The organism is Micromonospora sp. H61 (assembly GCF_018070325.1).
Taxonomy (GTDB): Bacteria; Actinomycetota; Actinomycetes; order Mycobacteriales; family Micromonosporaceae; genus Micromonospora; species Micromonospora salmantinae.
Window position 1 is genome coordinate 1 of the sequence record NZ_JAGPXY010000228.1, and the last position, 1034, is coordinate 1034.

The window sequence follows — 1034 nt, forward strand, 5'->3', positions numbered from 1 at the left end:
AGGAGCGGTCATCACCGCGGCCCTGGATGCCCGCCGCGTCGGCGTCACGGCACCGCTAACGGCCGATTTCCTCGCTGCGGCCGCTGCGGCCTATCTCTACGATGGTGACTACGCCACCGCGGGAGACGACTGGTTCGACAACGCCCTCAGCTATGCCACCGCCCGCACGGTAGGCGAGGTCGCCTGTCTCATGCCCGTGTCGGCCAGACCGGGCCAGCTCGCTGGCTACGTCGTCTCCGACTATCTATATCAGGTGACGCTCGAGAGCCGGAGAGAATTGCTCCTGCCGGAGCCAGTGTGGGTCGCCCTCCTAGACCACCATGCGATGGACGACGCCCAGCGGCTCGCAGAAGCCGCAGAGCGCATGGGGGCCTCGCGTTACGTCCCGCTGTTCCGGCAGCGCCTCGGGCTCGGGGACCCTAGGCAGGCCCTGGTCTACTACGAGCAGGCCCTGCCGATCCGGCGGGAGATCGGCGACCGGGCCGGCGAAGCCGTCACCCTCAACAACATCGGCGGTGTGTACGCCGGACTCGGGGACCGGCAGCGGGCCCTGGTCTACTACGAGCAGGCCCTGCCGATCCGGCGGGAGATCGGCGACCGGGCCGGCGAAGCCGCCTCCCGCTACAACATCGCGACGATCCACCGGGCGGCCGGCAACCTCGACCAAGCGATCGGCGAACTGGAACGCGACGTTGACCTCGACCAGCACGTCGACCACCCTGACCTCGCATCCGACACCGCTTTCCTCGAACAGGTACGCCAAGAACGAGCTACCAGCCGCAAAGCGACCTGATTACTTAAACTCGGCGCGACCGAAGGTCTACCCAACCTTCGGTCATCGGTCCACGACGCCGGGAGGTAGAGCTGCCGGTCGATCAGCGCGTGGCCCTTCGCCCGAACGGTAAGCCAATAAAACGGCTTCGGGGACGCCGAAGAGGTCTCCAGCCTGAAGGTCCTGGTTAGGGCACTGCCTGTGGGGTCGGTGTCTCGAATGACGGAATTACGGCGGACTCCAGCAAGCTCACCCGCAACGC

Annotated in this window: 1 protein-coding gene; it reads left to right on the forward strand. The window is 66.7% G+C overall.

Annotated features, from left to right (window positions below):
• On the forward strand, window positions 1-793 hold a 793-nt coding region (locus KBX08_RS33320; RefSeq protein ID WP_210787721.1), incomplete at its 5' end, for a tetratricopeptide repeat protein.
• Between the last annotated feature and the right edge of the window lie 241 nt (window positions 794-1034).